The sequence below is a fragment of the Agrobacterium sp. 22-214-1 genome (assembly GCF_053522465.1).
In genome coordinates this window covers 219326-233069 of the sequence record NZ_JBNWCK010000001.1, presented here as the reverse complement: position 1 = coordinate 233069, position 13744 = coordinate 219326, and the positions used below count along the sequence as shown (strand labels likewise).

At 58.4% G+C, this 13744-nt stretch carries 15 protein-coding genes and 1 tRNA gene; 10 read left to right on the top strand and 6 right to left on the bottom strand.

Features of this window, described 5'->3' with window-relative positions; genetic code table 11:
- Nucleotides 1–377 precede the first annotated feature (377 nt).
- The 6 genes from ACQZ5G_RS01235 to ACQZ5G_RS01210 are packed head-to-tail and all read left to right on the top strand — an operon-like array spanning nt 378 to nt 6826.
- On the top strand, nt 378–779 hold the full coding sequence (locus tag ACQZ5G_RS01235; RefSeq protein ID WP_448736737.1) for a hypothetical protein: 402 nt from the start codon (nt 378–380) through the stop codon (nt 777–779).
- Between the two features lie 12 nt (nt 780–791).
- Nucleotides 792–953 (top strand): hypothetical protein, encoded by a 162-nt coding sequence (locus ACQZ5G_RS01230; RefSeq protein WP_221138458.1) that lies wholly within the window; start codon nt 792–794, stop codon nt 951–953.
- A gap of 31 nt (nt 954–984) precedes the next feature.
- The gene (locus tag ACQZ5G_RS01225; RefSeq protein WP_448736736.1) at nt 985–1635 is read left to right on the top strand and encodes a hypothetical protein; all 651 of its coding nucleotides are present in this window, start codon (nt 985–987) and stop codon (nt 1633–1635) included.
- Nucleotides 1632–3902: a hypothetical protein gene (locus ACQZ5G_RS01220; RefSeq protein ID WP_448736735.1), complete on the top strand. Its 2271-nt coding sequence runs from the start codon at nt 1632–1634 to the stop codon at nt 3900–3902. Before ACQZ5G_RS01225 ends, ACQZ5G_RS01220 begins: the two co-directional genes overlap by 4 nt.
- A gap of 9 nt (nt 3903–3911) precedes the next feature.
- Nucleotides 3912–4946, top strand: a complete 1035-nt coding sequence (locus ACQZ5G_RS01215) for a TniB family NTP-binding protein (RefSeq protein ID WP_448736734.1) — start codon at nt 3912–3914, stop codon at nt 4944–4946.
- The gene (locus ACQZ5G_RS01210; protein WP_448736733.1) at nt 4946–6826 is read left to right on the top strand and encodes a TniQ family protein; all 1881 of its coding nucleotides are present in this window, start codon (nt 4946–4948) and stop codon (nt 6824–6826) included. Before ACQZ5G_RS01215 ends, ACQZ5G_RS01210 begins: the two co-directional genes overlap by 1 nt.
- Here ACQZ5G_RS01210 and ACQZ5G_RS01205 read toward each other — a convergent pair.
- The 5 genes from ACQZ5G_RS01205 to ACQZ5G_RS01185 all read right to left on the bottom strand — a co-directional run bounded on the left by ACQZ5G_RS01205 (nt 6823) and on the right by ACQZ5G_RS01185 (nt 10058).
- A complete protein-coding gene (locus ACQZ5G_RS01205; protein WP_448742653.1) occupies nt 6823–7473 on the bottom strand; it encodes a hypothetical protein in 651 nt (216 codons plus the stop codon). The two genes, ACQZ5G_RS01210 and ACQZ5G_RS01205, sit on opposite strands and share 4 nt — an antisense overlap.
- 1 nt (nt 7474) lies before the next feature.
- Nucleotides 7475–8107 carry a 7-cyano-7-deazaguanine synthase gene (locus tag ACQZ5G_RS01200; RefSeq protein ID WP_448736731.1) on the bottom strand — a complete coding sequence of 211 codons (633 nt, stop codon included), beginning with the start codon at nt 8105–8107 and terminating at the stop codon, nt 7475–7477.
- Nucleotides 8104–9441, bottom strand: a complete 1338-nt coding sequence (locus tag ACQZ5G_RS01195; RefSeq protein ID WP_448736730.1) for a nucleoside 2-deoxyribosyltransferase — start codon at nt 9439–9441, stop codon at nt 8104–8106. The genes ACQZ5G_RS01200 and ACQZ5G_RS01195 overlap by 4 nt, the downstream gene beginning before the upstream one ends.
- Nucleotides 9438–9800, bottom strand: a complete 363-nt coding sequence (locus ACQZ5G_RS01190) for a hypothetical protein (RefSeq protein ID WP_448736729.1) — start codon at nt 9798–9800, stop codon at nt 9438–9440. The genes ACQZ5G_RS01195 and ACQZ5G_RS01190 overlap by 4 nt, the downstream gene beginning before the upstream one ends.
- A gap of 185 nt (nt 9801–9985) precedes the next feature.
- Nucleotides 9986–10058, bottom strand: a tRNA-OTHER gene (locus tag ACQZ5G_RS01185).
- Nucleotides 10059–10099: 41 nt separating this feature from the next.
- Between ACQZ5G_RS01185 and ACQZ5G_RS01180 the strand changes: the two genes are divergently transcribed.
- The 3 genes from ACQZ5G_RS01180 (at nt 10100) to ACQZ5G_RS01170 (ending at nt 11799) form a co-directional block, all read left to right on the top strand.
- A complete protein-coding gene (locus tag ACQZ5G_RS01180; protein ID WP_448736728.1) occupies nt 10100–10939 on the top strand; it encodes a hypothetical protein in 840 nt (279 codons plus the stop codon).
- 259 nt (nt 10940–11198) lie between these two features.
- Nucleotides 11199–11477 (top strand): BrnT family toxin, encoded by a 279-nt coding sequence (locus ACQZ5G_RS01175; RefSeq protein WP_448736727.1) that lies wholly within the window; start codon nt 11199–11201, stop codon nt 11475–11477.
- Entirely contained in the window at nt 11467–11799 is a 333-nt protein-coding gene (locus ACQZ5G_RS01170; RefSeq protein ID WP_448736726.1) for a helix-turn-helix domain-containing protein, read from the top strand. Before ACQZ5G_RS01175 ends, ACQZ5G_RS01170 begins: the two co-directional genes overlap by 11 nt.
- Before the next feature lie 6 nt (nt 11800–11805).
- On the opposite strand, the gene ACQZ5G_RS01165 is transcribed toward ACQZ5G_RS01170, so the two are convergent.
- Nucleotides 11806–13131 (bottom strand): Nramp family divalent metal transporter, encoded by a 1326-nt coding sequence (locus ACQZ5G_RS01165; RefSeq protein ID WP_198939163.1) that lies wholly within the window; start codon nt 13129–13131, stop codon nt 11806–11808.
- Between the two features lie 374 nt (nt 13132–13505).
- On the opposite strand from ACQZ5G_RS01165, the gene ACQZ5G_RS01160 reads away from it, so the two are divergent.
- A complete protein-coding gene (locus tag ACQZ5G_RS01160; protein WP_003523379.1) occupies nt 13506–13733 on the top strand; it encodes a hypothetical protein in 228 nt (75 codons plus the stop codon).
- The last annotated feature ends 11 nt before the right edge of the window (nt 13734–13744 follow it).

Sequence of the window (13744 nt, the reverse complement as noted above, 5' to 3'; positions counted from 1 at the left end):
TTGATGGCATGGTGCCGTCAACACCAAGGAAAGAAGTCATGTCCTCTTCAGCCATATCGATAGCCAGGCGGGACGGCCGCCTCACAGCCATCTAGGGCATCGGCATGGTTTGCCGCTGCCTATGTGGCGCGGCTGTCCCTCTTCGTAACTGAAACGAAACCGGGGACATCAATGACTTCCACCTCCTCCTCCCTTCCTCCCTCCTGCAGGCGTCATGACGGCGCGGCCGACACGATCTCCGCCCGGGCATCCCCGCCCGGCGAGCCATCTCGTCGTCCCTTCCAGCGGTTCTCGCTGATCTCCCTTCACTCCAGCCTTCTTTACGGCACGCGCATGCGCACCGTTGTCAACTCTTGCCCGACAGAAAGGGGCCTGCAATGAACTACCATCCGTCCACCACCATCAGCCTGTCCGCCAACCTCGTCGACTTGTGCGGTGCCTTCAAGGCATACCTTGAGGAGATCGATGCGGCGAATGCCCTTCGCCTTTACCAGGGTGAAGGCCTGATCCCGTATCCGACGTTCGAAGAGTTCGTGGCCGACTGCACCGCTGCAGCCTCGATCCCGAATTACAAGTTTTCGGCCCGCCTCGACGAGCTCGTTGCCATGACGCTCTTGTTCGATGAAGGCGACCTGGATGATGGCCTCCACCTGGACAAGCTGCTTCCGCTGCCTGCGTTCGGCTTGTTGTCCGAGGACGAGGAAGCATCGACCGCCGAGGAAACCACCTGGGAAACCGAATTCGGCTCGTTCGTCTTCGGCAGCGCCGTCAAGCACTAAGGAGGAGCAACGATGAACGCACGCATGCTGATCGAAACATATCACTCCCTCCGCCACGGCTTCGACCCCTTCAAGGGGTCGGACGTCCTGACGACCTTTGCCGAGGTGGACGACGACTACGTCGGAGGCATTATCGCCACATCGGAAAGAGACGCGGAAATATCTGTCGCCTGAGGAGGCCGCCGGCTTCGAGGTGACGTGGTGGATGACGCCGTCCCCCGCGGACCGCGCCTTCTCCATGAAGTCGACCAGCTCCTGTCGTCTGATTGCTGCCTATCCGGGCCGCAACACGTACCTCTACTTCGAGAGCCTCTTCGAATTCGAGTGCGCCCAGTACTTCTGGTCACGCCTCGATGTCGTGGATGTGCAGACGCAGTACAGGGTGACGTACGTCGATGAACGCGGCGTACAAGAGCATTTCTTCGATCTTCGCGTCGTATTCGCGAATGGAGAGGTCGTGCTCTTTGCCTGCCGCCCTAAGGATCGCGATCGTTCGGGAGACCTCGACCGCACCCTGAAAAACATTCGTAACCAAACTCTGCGTTTCCATGCGGATCGTTGCGAAATGCTCACGGAGGAGGCGATCACTGAAGCACTTGTTTACCGGGCGCGTGAAATTCTCCGCGCGCGGAAGTTTCGCAACACGCGCAACTACACGCAGCTCTATAAGCTCTTGAAGGAGATCGGAAAGCCCATCCGGGTCTTCTGCCTCCTTGAGGAGTTTGGCGAGGAAGGCGCAGGCTGGAACGCGATGTGGAACCTGATCGGTGACGGGCTGATCGAGCATCTCGCTCCCGATGATAACAGTATCCTGACCCATACTTCGTGGATCAGGCATGTGGAGTACCACGCGTGAGCGAGGATGAAGTCTACTATACGACGTTCGGGTTCAACGAGAACGATCGCGTCCTGATCTACGGGAAACCCCACCGCGCGAAGCCAAGGCCCGACGGCCTTGGCTACATCTTCACCAAGGTCGATGAGACCGGACGCGTCGTCCCTGGCGTGGATGTATTCCAACCCGAGCACCTGCAGATCTCCCGAATGGTGCACGAGCGGACACTCAAGAGCGATCCGGACTGGTTCGCAGAGGACAATGCGTTCAAGCGGGCGCAAGCAGCGGACAAGGGGGATCTACCGGCCTACGCCGCCAGTCGCTACCTGATGGTCACAAAGTTCCTCGAGGGCTATCGAGCCGAAACATGGAAGAAGACGGAGGATGGCGCCGCCCAATTCTACAAGGCTTGGGACGATCTGTGGAAGCCGAAGCGCGGCGGCACGCCCAAGGATGACTGGGATCCTCTTACGCGGGTTACGCCGCGCCAGTTCCTCCGGCTTGTGCAACGCTATGAGGAGTGCGGCGGGAACCCATACTCTCTAGTCCGGAACTATCGGGGCAAGTCGCTCCACAAGTCGACGTTCGACAAAGACGTGATCGAGATCGCCTACGACTACATCGCTCAGGTCCCCAGCGCGAAAAGACCGGAGGCATCAGACTACTATGACAAATTCGTTCAGGACCCGCGCATTGCCCCGCTGCCCGAGGAAGACAGGCCATCCCTGCGTACGTTCCAGAGATGGGCGGAGAAACGCCTCTCGGATCTGCACCTTTCACTCGCCCACAAGGGGCTGGACGCCGCGAAGGACGAGTTCCAGATCACTGGAGCGGGCCAGCGACTATACAAGCCTTTGGAGCGCATCGAGATCGATGAGACCAAGCTCGATGTGATGAACCTTCTCGAGGGCACTGGCCTCGATGGCCTGCTGGACGAGAAGACGAAGAAGAAGATCAAGGCCATGCGGTTCTGGGCCTCTATCGCTATCGACGTGGGGACCAAGAGTATCCTGGCGCTCCGCCTGCTAAGATCCGATCCCGGAGGTCGCTCGGGGGTGGAAACCCTTGCCATGGCAGTATCTCCGAAGGAAGGCGTCGCATTGTTCGCGGGTAGCGAGTCTCCGTGGCCCCAGGAGGGGCCGCCCGAAACAGTGGCAACGGACTCCGGCTCTGCCTTCAACCAGCGCGACTTCCAGATGGCCGTGATAAATCTCTGCGGCACCCATCTGATCCCACCAGTCCGCAATGCCAAGATGCGCGGATCGATCGAACGGTACTTTCGCACTCAGAACCAGAAGTTCATGCACCTCTTCAGCGGACGGACCTTCGGAAATCCTATTGTGCGTGGGGCCTACGATTCTGAGGGGACCGCATCCTTGAACTTCGAGGAGTTCGCCCGTTTGCTCGTCAGGCTCATCGTGGACGCCTACCACCACACCCCGCACGAGGGCCTCAACAACATGACGCCGCTGCAGGCATGGACGGTGATGACCAAAAAGTACCAGGTTCGGCGGCTGCGTAAAAAGGAGGAGCGCATCTTCGACGTGAGAGTTCGCGACCAGAAGATCGGACGGCACGGCGTGAAGTTTCTCGGGATTCCCTACTTCGACAGACGACTCCAGAAACTCTTTGCCAACTACAAGGATGGCAAGGTCAGCTTCCGGGTCAACATCTGGGATATCAGCGCAATCAGTCTCGAAACGACCGACGGCATGGGGTCCTACTTCGTGAGGACTCCCATCCCCGGATTCGAGGGCGTGTCAGTCGCCCATTGGAAGGCCGCGAAACGGTGGATGGACGCGAGATTCTCAGCGGAAAAGCAGAAGGATCTCGGCATCATCCGGCGAGCCCTCAGAGAAACCGAGCACGACATCAAAGTTGCTGAGGAGAGGAACAACGTAGCCGCACATTCTGTCACGGAAGCCGATCTTCTTGATGCGAACCGAACCTTGTTCAAGAACGTCCTGTTCCAGCCGAAGGCCAATCAGGACTGGGGAGACTATGTTCCAGAAGAGTTTGACGACAGCCCACCCGATCTGCCGCCGGCGCCTGTCATCCGCAGCGCCAGCGATATCATTGGACCCAGCATCTCGGCTCCTCTTGATCCTGACCGTTTCGCGAAAGCGCGGCAGGAGGCCAATTCGGAGGATAGCGGGACCGCGTCTGCTCGGCGGCGAACTCGAAGCCCACGCAGGATCGCCGATGACGAGGATGCCGGGCGCGTCGAGGCAAAGCCATCTCAGCGCAAGCGACTGTTCAATCCGGACTGGAAAGTAGACGAGAAGTGAGGAGCCCACATGAATGAGCTGAGCGGCGGCGAACGGAGCCATAGCAGGACAACGCTGGATCCGGCGAACCAGCGTATCTTCGACATCATGGCGAGCGTGCGTGGCACATACTTCAAGACAAAGAACGATGACGAACTGCTGGTGAAGCTCCGGCGCATCGAGCGTGGCATCCAAGATGAGCGCGAGCCGGGCCACGCCCTCATCATCATGGGCGAATCCGGCGTTGGCAAGAGCGCCATCGTGGCGAAGGCGCTTAAATCGCTCGCCACTCTCCAGGACTACGACGACGGCTACGGCAATGAGATGCGCCCGATCCTCTATGTGGTAGCCCCGCCTGCGTGCACAATGACCGACCTCGCTACAGAGATCCTGGAACGCCTCGGATATGAGAGCACCGTCGTCGGCCGTGGAACTTCCGTATACCACAAGCTCCAGCGAAGTCTCCGGAACTACGGGGTTCGGCTCCTCGTGATCGATGAATTCCAGCATGTTCTGGAAGCACCCAAGATCAAGGGGCCCGCCTTCGTCGCCAATACCATGAAGAACATGCTTCAGGACAAATCATGGCCAGTCCACCTGGCTCTGGTTGGGCTGCCGGAAATTGAGGCCGTCATCGAACGGGATCCCGCAGAGCAGATGGAGCGGCGCACCGACCCCTTGGTCGTGGCGAATCCCACTTTCGAAGACGACGGTGAATACGTGGAGTGGATCGTCAACACGCTTGTCGAGGATCGAGCGGGGCTGAGGATGTCGTCCGATCAGCCGCACGAGTTCATTGAGCGGCTCATGCATGGTGCGCGAAGCCGCTTTGGCCTCATCATGCAGCTCATCTACTATGCGATCGAAGATGCCCTCGAGATGGGACAGGGCGAAGTCTCTACGGAGAACTGGATCGAAGCCTACGCGCGACTGGCGAAGAGCAAGGGAACCGACGACAACGTCTTCGCGGAACCCGCTTGGCGCAGCATCATTCGTCCGGTCAACCGCGACGGCAGTCTGGGTCCTGTTACTATCCTCAAACCGTCGAAGAAGGGACGAAAGTAATGCGGCTGTTCAGCGTCCCGTTGATGGAGGACGAGAGCCTGACGAGCTTCACCTCTCGTTTCGCCTGGGCAAATGCCCGGACGGCGATTGAGTTCTGCCAGGACTTCGGTTTTTCCTTCAGGTCGGTTATCGCAGGGAACGATGACGCGGTCACGAGGCTCTCTGAGCTTTCAGGCATCAACCATCAATTGCTCGATAGCGCCGCAGTAAAGCGCTGCGGCGACAAGACGGTATGGGTCGCCGGTGAAGAGACCCCTTTCATGTTCTACATGCGCGGAGTGCTGAAATTCTGCCCGGCGTGCTTTGCCGAAGACGAGCTGCGAGATGACATCAAGCCCCGGTCGAGAAAGTACATCAGGAAGTCGTGGTATTCGCGCTTCATCCGAACCTGCCCTGTTCATTGTCAGTCCTTGGCATCCGCGGGAACGCACGGTCAGCCAGATCATATCCATGACCTGTGCTGGTCGCTCGATTACCTCAGGCGCGAGGTCGCAGTGGCTAGCCGGGAAGTCGTGGATCAGCCGTTCACCGCATTCGAAGAGTACGTGACAGTAAGGCTGCGTGGCGGCAAGCCCGGAAACGACTTTCTCGACCCGCTACCTCTCTTCGTTGCCGGGGACGTATGCGAGCTTGCGGGCATGGTCGCGCTCCACGGCAAAGACGTGACGATCTCGGACAAATCCGACCGCCAACGCTGGGAAGCGGGAGCGAAGGGTTTCGAAATCTTCAAGGTCGGAACCGCCGGACTGCACCGCTTCATCGATGATCTCTATCGTCGGCACGACAGCGTGCGAGCCAGTCACGGCGGCAACGAGCTGTTCGGCAAGTTCCATGAGATCCTGGCGAACAAGAAAGCTGACCCCGCCTACGAGCCTGTGAAGGATGCGGTCAGATCCTATGCATTCGAGAACCTACCGCTGACCGACACCACCATCCTTTTCGGCAAAGGCGGCGATGCCAAGTTCATCAGCTTGAATTCAATCCACAAGCGATATGGCGTTTCGGATCGGCTTCTCAGAAAGTATCTGATGAAAACCGGAGGCATCACCACCCTCCCCGGCACCGATATTCCCGCGATCGCGGCAGCGGATGTCGGAAGGCTTGTTGCCCTCCTGAACGACCTTGTCCGCGCCACCGAGGCTGCAAAGATGCTCGGCGTCACCATCTCCGCGTTCAACCTTCTCGTCGGCAATGGACTCGTCTCAGTAGCCGTCCCCAAGGATGAAGACGCCGAGATGTCGGAGAGATATTCCCGACGTGCTTTAGATGAGTTCCTACACTCGCTGCTGGCGAAGGCGAACACCACAGATGTCGACGGTCTCATGTCTATCAAGGCCGTCGGCCGTTCGCTGCGTGCGACACTGATCTCCATCCTCCACGCTCTCATCCGAGGAGACCTGAAATCCGTCGGGATCGACAGCACCAAGTCAGGGATCATGTCGTTGCTGCTTGCCGTCGACGAGGTTGAGACAGCGCTCACGCCAGCGAGATCGACAGAACCTGAAGAGGATCACCTCACGGTGACAGACCTGAGTAAGCTGCTTCAAGCCTCCCCAAACTCGATCTACCAGTTCCTCGCTAGGGGGCTGATTGAGACAGGAACCATTCGAAATGCCGTGACGAGCATTCCCCAGCGCGTGATCGCGCCGGAGGTGGCCGGCGCGTTCCGCGAGCGCTACGTCAGCTTGGCCGAGTGTTGCCGCCGCTCGGGACTCCACTCCGCCGCCGTCAGGCACATTTGCATGGCAGCCGGATTGGAACGGGCCTTCCCTCGGGAAGAACTAAGAGAGGTCTTTTACCTGAGGGCGGAGGCAGAGCTGGCTCTGAGCGACGCCGTGCCCGAGTGGAATCGGAGTGAAGGTGTCCGCTCCGCAAACTAGAAGGAGAACTCGATCTGGGGGTTTGAGAGTGACGATTCCCTGCGCCATACCCAAGCATCGAACTGACGACGTGAAAGCGATAGAAGGTCGGCAGCGCAGCAGAAGACAGACTTGAGGAAATCGTAGTCGTCGTTGTTGACGCCTACCCTTCTCGCAAAGGTCCTGACGTGCCTGTCAACGGCAACCGAATCCAATCCGACTAGACAACCGATGTAATCGACCGTCTTGGGGCCGATACCTCTCACTTCCCGCAGGAGCGCGACGAACTGAGGTTGATGCAGTGCCTCTTCAAGATCTGATACCGTCTCGATGGAACTGCTATCCAGAAATCCGACGAGCGACTCGAAGCGTCCGATCTTTTCTGCGTGTATCCAGTTAAGAAATGTCGCGGCTTGGCCACAACTCACCACCCGTACGAGCTCGCTTGTCCTGTCACAATGCGGGAACTGCGCAAGGATTGCTTCCACTCTCGGTCGGACGACGGAGTTGTAGTTCAAGCCAGCTTGCAGGACAGAGTCCGCCAAGAGAGCGCCCATATGTTCGTAGACTGGCCGGATCTCCTGCCGCTCGGTGTCGGCGCCCAATTCTCTGGCGTAGTCGGCAACAAGACGTGCCGCAAGCAGCATTTGCACCGTCGTTGACTGCATCCTATCCAACCTTTGCATTGAGACCGGCGTCCTCTAGCGCATCGAGGCGATCAACACAATTGGGGCAAGCTCCGCATGGAAACGTGCTTGCTGCCTGGCATGAATAGGTCCTCCCGATCGGAACACCCAGTCGAACTGCCTCGCGCACTACTTCAGTTTTCGATGAAAAACGGAATGGCGAAGTGAAGCGGACTGGACCAATGTTATCAATCAGGTTGTCAAGACCGTTCATGAACTCTGAGGTGCAGTCGATTTCCTTGGCGTGATTGCTGTTGATGAATCCGGTGTAGACCTCAAGGATGCCCATCGTCTGCGCCCTGGCCGCGGCCGCGGCGAAGAACAGCATCGTCCTGTAGGGGACATACAGGTCTACGTCGCTCACCTCCTCCTCCCAGAGATCAGCCTCCCTTATGAGACGTGAAGGTGATCCCCGGAAGATGTCCGAAATGTCAAAGCGTTCCGGACGGCGGACGGCAGATGGAAGGACCTCGTTGACACGGCTCCACTCCATTTCCACGCAATGCTGCCCGTAGTCGAAGAAGACCGGATGCACGTCGATGTTCTCGCGCGACAGCGAGTATGCGACGGTCGTTGAGTCCAACCCGCCCGACGCCAGCAAAATGACCTTCTTCATTGTGAAGCCATCCAGAGTTTCGATATTTCGATGAACAACCCATTGATGCAAATATCCAGATCATCAGAGTAGGCCGCGCTGCCGCCGGCTACCATCGTATTGTTGTTCTCCCGTCTGGGATCGAATGTGATGACAGGCTTCCTGCTCGCCATCGCGAGCCCCATCTCGACCAAAGTTCCGGGATCACGTTCCAAAGGAACAGCAAAGATCACCCTGCACTCTTCAAGCAGCGCGATGTCCTTCGCGAACATTGTCCGCAAGACGGAGGGCGAACTTCCACGCGGAAGCTCGCCGTTCTCCTCGATCGGACGACGAACGGTGAAGTTATGGTACTTCAGGGCTTCGACGGCACGATCCACCTCCGGCTTATCCACGTAGGAGAAATCCGGTGCCGCAAGATAGATATGGAAGCTGGGTCGGGCATGCCATGGAAGCATGGTTCCACCCAGGCCCTGCATCTCCTCGAGCGATAGGGCGAGTTCACGCCGCACGTCCTCTCGGAAATCGTCAGGGTACGTTGTAACCGCATACGAAGTCGCTGCCCTCGCGCCCCGCCAAGCCGCTTCCCTCCAGCCCCGTTGCCGAAACCCGACCATTACGGCCGAGTAGACATCACCGACACCGACCGAGTTCGCGGTGGCCGAAAGGATCGCAGGCACGCTCTCAACTTCCTGCGTCCGCAGGTCGAAGAGGCGGCTGCCGCCGCGGTTTTCCTTTAATAGAAAGGCCTCTGCGCCCAGCGCGGTGGCGGCCTCGATCATCGGGTCGATATCGACCGCACCGACGCGGGCGAAAAGCGGCGACGACGTCGAGATGGCTACCGCTCGCACCCGACCCGCAAAGCATTCGATCGACGAGAAATCTTCGGTGTCGTAGGCGACGTCGAAGCTTACGCGCGCGGTCGCGGAAAGGAACCTCGTGATCTCGGAAAGGTCGAACTTCCCCGGAAACGTCAAGACCTCGGAGAATGACTTGAGCGCGTCCCCCACTTCCAGGAACTCGACAGACTTTTCCTCGCGAAGGAGATCTTCATATCCCTGGTCGGAGACCTCAGTCGCATCACCGATTACGATGACGTTTGGACTGCCCTTCACTTCGCCAAGCCAGACAAATTCATTGCATTCATGGGCAGCGAGGAACCGCTGAGCTTGATCAACGATGTATCTCGGGCAAACAGCCGCGATGGAATAGCGTATGCCGCACGCCCACAATCCGCGCGCAGCGTGCACGATCCCGCCGAGTCTCAGCTTGCACTCGGCACCGGGTCTGGCGACCGTGAAATCGACGATAATCTCACCAACGATAAGGATCGGAGTAGCGCTGCTCGCGCTCATTTCGGTGTGAACACTGCTGACACGAAAGGCATCGGGGTTGAGCCCGACGCGGTGACGGCGCCGACGTATGAATGGCCCGCCTTGATGCACCCAGCGATGTAGTTGTACGCCGTCGGAAGCGCGCCCACTTTCAGGCCGTCGGGAGCGACAGCAAAGATCCTGCGCTCAAGCACGAGTGTCAACTCGGTTCCCACAGGCGGGACAGTACCATGCGTTGTGAAGTAGTCGCACTGCGCCACGTCTTCCAGCGAACAATCGAAGGACTGCCCGCAGCGATCAACTCCGCTGGTACCTCCGGTGCCGTTCGAATTCTTCACGCCGCTGTAGTCCGTAAGACGGCCAGATGTCCTGCTGCCCATTGATCGAAATCCCCCCGATACCGATTTGCGACTACGCAACCTGAGGTGATTCTTCGATCTCTGCAACTAGCGGCTACAAGAAGACAATTGCGCAACGATCCAGCGGCGGCCTTGGGGTGCGCCTCGAGTGTCCCCGTTCGTTTTTGATAAATCTGCAACCTTTAGAAGCTAATGACGTCCGACACCCCTTCCGGAAGGATTCCAACCATCGACCTCCAAGTTGCCTTGGCGCTCTAGCCCCTGAGCTACGGTTTAAGGTGTCGGACATAGAAACGCTAACACAAGGCTTCGCCTGGTACATGCATAAAAAGAAGCAGTTTAGAAATTTTTGCATCCTCTGCGAGGAGCCCGGCCTGACGAAGGAGCATATCTGGGCTGACTGGCTTCGCAACCATATCCCGCGAACGCGTCAGCACGTCCGGCACACCGCATCACTGTCGTTCGGAAACCCAGACGAGAAGTCACTACGTGTGGAGACCAGAAAGGGTAAGATCGATGGCCCGGGCGATCCACACTCAAGGAAGTTGAAGGTTCTGTGCAAGGACTGCAACAACGTCTGGGGAAGCGGACTTCAAGATGACATCAAACCAATTCTCATCCCGCTTCTGAACGGCGACATGTCCGGCCTCAATGAGCGCGAAACGCCCCTGCTAAGTGCTTGGATCGCGCTGTTCGTCGCCGTTGCCGAGTACTCCGATCCACCGACTTCCGCGATCACGCAGACGCAAAGAACATACTTGAGAGAAGAGCGAACCGCTCCCCACGATTTCCATATATGGATTGGATTTCACGATGGCAGCGAGCAAATGGTTGGCGCGTACAATCACTTCGGACTGACATACGGGCCGACGTTTGTCGGCTATGCCGGTCCGATCAGGCCGAACACCTTTCCGAGCCAATCGACTGCATTCACCGTGGGCAAGCTTTTTTGCCTCTGCTTCAGCTCTGATCGGCAAACTCCTCCGCCCTGGGCAAGTGAGATCAAGCGATACCCGATGATAAAAATCTGGCCGCAAGAACAGGGATGCGTCTTGAGGACTGCTAGAGACATGACAGCGAGCGAATGCGATCACATCAGTCGCATCTTCGTTCCACCACTGCAGTGGGGAGATGCACGACCTATTAGCGGGATTCGTTGAGACGGACGTTGATCTCGAGCGAAAGCTTTCCGAAGCGTGCACCTACTCCATGACACTGCACGTGGCGCAATGTCATTTTCAGTGGCGCGAGCAACTTTTTGGTAGGTTGATTTTACACGCTTATTATCTGTCACTAATGACAAACCTAGTGGCGCGGCACACAAAAAATGATTAGTCTTGAGGGCTCTTTCAGATATGAAAGAGCCCTTATTGTTTTGATGTTTTATTTATTGCAACTACTGGAAACCCGTAGTTCAGAATGTTATATTTCGAATGGAATGCGCAAAAGGCGTCAGCCAATCTCGCCAAACATGGCGTCAGTTTTGAAACCGCCCGCAGGGTTTTTGACGATCCATTTGCCGTGGATATCGAGGATCGTTCAGCGAATTACGGTGAAGTCCGACGGCGTATAGTGGGTTTGGGCAACGGATTGGTTCTGACCGTGATCTATACCGAACGAAGCGAAGTGATCCGCATCATCTCCGCACGAAAGGCGACACGCGCAGAGCGCAAGGAATATGACGACAATGGCTGGTAAAACCGATCAAACCGACTGGAAGCGTCTTCGCACCATGACCGACGAAGAAGCGGAGGCCAATGCGCTGGCCGACCCCGATAATCTACCGCTTTCCGCCGAACAGCTCGCCGCAGCTCCCAGAATGCCGCGCATCAAGATCATCCGCCGGGCTCTGAAGCTGACGCAGGAAGAGTTTTCCGCGCGTTATCATATTCCGCTCGGCACCTTGCGTGATTGGGAACAGGGTCGCAGCGAGCCGGATCAACCGGCCCGCGCTTATCTAAAGGTTATCGCCGTCGATCCGGAGGGAACGGCGGCCGCGCTTCGTAAAGGCGCGGCCTGACCGACCTCACCCCATAAAATCCACCAGCAACTTCACATTCAACCCCGCAATCACCACCGCGATCAGCCAGGCAAAGGCCGAGAGCCAGAGCGGTGAACGCAGTTCGCCCATCTTGGCCTTGTCGGCAGTAAACATCACGAGTGGGAAGACGGCGAAGGAGAGTTGCAGGCTGAGCACCACCTGCGTCAGGATCAAGAGTTCGGCCGTACCGCTGTCGCCATAGAAGATGGTGACGCCGGCGGCGGGGACGATGGCGATGGCGCGGGTGATGAGGCGGCGCAGCCAGGGGGCGAGCCGCATCTTGAGGAAACCTTCCATCACGATCTGGCCGGCAAGAGTTGCCGTGACGGTGGAATTGATGCCGCAGCATAAAAGCGCCACACCGAACAGCGTCGGCGCAATGGCAAGGCCGAGCAGCGGCGCCAGCAGATTATGGGCTTCGCCGAGTTCGGCAACGGTCGTCTGCCCCGCCTTGTTGAAGGTCGCCGCCGCAAGGATGAGGATCGAGGCGTTGATGGTGAGCGCGAACATCAGCGCGATGGTGGAATCGAGCGTCGCGAATTTCAGCGCCTCGCGTTTTTCGGCAATCGTCTCGCCGATTTCGCGGGTCTGCACGATGCCCGAATGCAGATAGAGATTATGCGGCATGACGGTGGCGCCGAGAATGCCGAGCGCCAGATAAAGCATGTCCGGATTGGTGACGATCTCCGTCGTCGGCGCGAAACCGAGGATCACCTGCCCCCAGTCGGGATCGGCAAGCGCCACCTGAATGGCGAAACACACGGCGATGACGCCAAGCAGCGTGATGACCAGCGCCTCCACCCAGCGAAAACCGAGCTTCTGCAGATAAAGGATCAGGAATACATCGAGCGCGGTGATGAGAACGCCGAGTTCGAGCGGAATGCCGAAAATGAGGTTGAGGCCGATGGCAGTGCCGATCACCTCGGCGATATCGGTGGCGATGATGGCGATTTCGGCCAGCAGCCACAGCACCATGGCCACCGGTTTCGGATAGGCGTCACGACAGGCCTGGGCGAGATCGCGGCCGGAGGCGATCGCAAGACGGGCGCAGAGCGATTGCAGCACGATCGCCATGATGTTCGAAACCAGCGCGACGGTGAGCAGCGTGTAGCCGAATCTGGAGCCGCCGGCGAGCGACGTCGCCCAGTTTCCGGGATCCATGTAACCGACCGCAACGAGATAGCCGGGGCCGAAAAAGGCCATCGCCCGGCGAAACGTGCCGGCATTCGGTTTGACCCGGATCGAGCTGTGAACGTCGGACAACGAGAGATCGTCGCCGTTCCGTCGCCATCCAAAGACTGGCTTGTCCATTTTCTGCGCTTTCAAATGGGAGATTGAATTGGTGCAATTGCAAATCATTCGCATAAGCGGCAACGGCTGGCAAGGGGAGTTTTGCGGTCGGATATCGGCGCACGATGCCGCAGGCGCGTGCCCGGTTTGGGCGCGAACCGACACACCATCACGCGCTTATGGCTGGCCCTCCTCTCCTTCCCGCCGCGCGCCGGCTGGATTCCGTCTAAGGCAGGGATGATGGAGGTCGGGGGAAAAAGGGCGGCGGCGAATGCGGAGACGCTGTCATCTCGAGGGCCTCACGGCCTTGTCATCGCCCTGCCCCGTCGATTTCGGAACGGCCGCACACCCGCCTGCGTTGATCTTTCAGGAAGCAACCTATTGCGGGAAAGTTCATGCGACAGGGCCACAAATTCAGCCTGGTGAACCATCCGAGCCGATGGCCGAAATACATCATGGCTCATAGAAAGCCGCGCGACTGGCTGATGACGATCAGCGGCATCGTGCTGCTGTTCATCGTCGCCGCCGCGGTCGCCATGGGTTATCTCGTCACCAGCCATCCCGGCAAGCCGGAGCCCAACCCCGGCATCGTGGAGGAACAGGCAGCCGAGAACGGCGGATAGATTGCGGCGCC